Here is a 2,142-nt window from a genome sequence, read left to right as displayed (position 1 = left end):
GTGGCGGGGGGCCTCCCATCAGGCAATTTAGAGGTCGAAGTAGAGCTCGAACTCGTGCGGGTGCGGCCGCTGCGCGATCGGGGCGATCTCGTGCGTGCGCTTGTAGTCGATCCAGGTCTCGATCAGGTCGGGGGTGAAGACACCGCCGGCCAGGAGGTACTCGTGGTCCGCCTCCAGCGCCTTGAGGACGTCCTCAAGGCTGGTCGGGACCTGCGGGACGCTCGCGTGCTCGTCGGGCGAGAGCTCGTAGAGGTCCTTGTCGATCGGCTCCATCGGCTCGATCTTGTTCTTGACACCGTCGAGGCCCGCGAGCAGCAGCGCCGAGAACGCGAGGTACGGGTTGGACGACGGGTCCGGGGCGCGGAACTCGACGCGCTTGGCCTTCGGGTTCGAGCCCGTGATCGGGATGCGCATGGCGGCGGAGCGGTTGCGCTGCGAGTACACCATGTTGACCGGCGCCTCGAAGCCCGGCACCAGGCGGTGGTAGGAGTTCACCGTCGGGTTGGTGAACGCCAGCAGCGACGGGGCGTGCTTGAGGATGCCGCCGATGTAGTAGCGCGCGGTGTCCGAGAGGCCCGCGTAGCCGGCCTCGTCGTAGAACAGCGGGTCGCCGTTCGCCCACAGCGACTGGTGCACGTGCATGCCCGAGCCGTTGTCACCGAAGATCGGCTTCGGCATGAAGGTCGCGGTCTTGCCGTTGCGCCAGGCGACGTTCTTCACGATGTACTTGAAGAGCATCAGGTCGTCGGCCGCGGCGAGCAGCGTGTTGAACTTGTAGTTGATCTCGGCCTGGCCGCCGGTGCCGACCTCGTGGTGCTGGCGCTCGACCTGGAGGCCCTGGGCGTCCAGCTCGAGGGAGATCTCGGCGCGCAGGTCGGCGAAGTGGTCGACCGGGGCTACGGGGAAGTATCCACCCTTGTAGCGGACCTTGTAACCACGGTTGTTCTCCTCGGAGCCCGTGTTCCAGGCACCGGCCTCGGAGTCGATGTGGTAGAAGCTCTCGTTCGCGCTGGTCGCGAAGCGCACGCTGTCGAACACGTAGAACTCGGCCTCGGGGCCGAAGTACGCGGTGTCGGCGATGCCGGTGGAGGCGAGGTACGCCTCGGCCTTCTTCGCGATGTTGCGCGGGTCGCGGCTGTAGGCCTCACCCGTGATCGGGTCGTGGATGAAGAAGTTGATGTTGAGCGTCTTGTCCTTGCGGAACGGGTCCAGACGCGCGGTGCTGATGTCGGCACGCAGCGCCATGTCGGACTCGTGGATCGCCTGGAAGCCGCGGATCGAGGAGCCGTCGAAGGCCAGCTCCTCGTTCGGGTCGAACGCGCGCCCCGGGATGGTGAAGTGCTGCATCACACCAGGCAGGTCGCAGAAGCGGACGTCGACGAACTTGACGTCGTTCTCCTCGATGTACTGCTTCACTTCGTCGGCGTTCTGGAACATCCAACTCCTCCTACTCCCGGCCCCGGGGCAGGGACGGGTTTTTATAGCTCGTGGTGCGTCAGTGCGGTGCCGCACGCTGACCCGACCATAAGCAGACGGGATTTCCCAAGCATGACCCATTTGTTTCGCACAAGTTAACCAGGGTCCGGCCGGAGGGCCGTGCGGCGCCACGGGTACCGTGTTCGGGTGGACAACAGACAGGCAATCGGATCCTGGCTCTCCGGCCCCCGCGCGGCCGCCGAGGAGATGGGCGTCGACTTCGGCTATCCGGGCCAGCGGCTCGGCCTGCCCCAGCAGGGGCCCGGCTCGGTGGCGCGTTTCGGGCGCCGGCTCGGCGCCGTCGCGATCGACTGGATCGGCTGCCAGCTGATTGCCTACGGGCTGATCACCGGCGGCGACCTGACCGCGGCGGGCAACTGGACCCTCACACTCTTCGTGGCCCTCACCATCCTGACGGTCGGCACCGTGGGCTTCACCCCCGGCAAGCGGATCCTGGGCCTCCGGGTGATGTCGGAGTCCGGCGGCCGCCTCGGTATCGTCCGGGTGGTCCTGCGCACGCTGCTGCTGGCCCTGGTCATCCCGGCGCTGATCTGGGACCGCGACGGCCGCGGCCTGCACGACCGGCTGGCCCGCGCCGTCCAGGTCCGCATCTAGGACCGCGTCCAGGACGGGCAACGCCTACGACACAGGGGTGCCCCCCGAGCC

General features: G+C 67.4%; 2 protein-coding genes. One reads left to right on the top strand and one right to left on the bottom strand.

Translation table 11 applies throughout. The features are described 5' to 3' along the window. Positions 1-27: 27 nt before the first annotated feature. On the bottom strand, positions 28-1,437 hold the full coding sequence (gene glnA, locus ACWGIU_RS36385; protein ID WP_453712352.1) for a type I glutamate--ammonia ligase: 1,410 nt from the start codon (positions 1,435-1,437) through the stop codon (positions 28-30). 186 nt (positions 1,438-1,623) lie between these two features. Between glnA and ACWGIU_RS36380 the strand changes: the two genes are divergently transcribed. After that, complete coding sequence (locus tag ACWGIU_RS36380; RefSeq protein ID WP_453712351.1) at positions 1,624-2,091, top strand: RDD family protein; 468 nt, start codon at positions 1,624-1,626, stop codon at positions 2,089-2,091. The last annotated feature ends 51 nt before the right edge of the window (positions 2,092-2,142 follow it).

The organism is Streptomyces sp. NPDC054840 (assembly GCF_053611065.1).
This window is presented reverse-complemented; position numbering and strand designations above follow the sequence as displayed.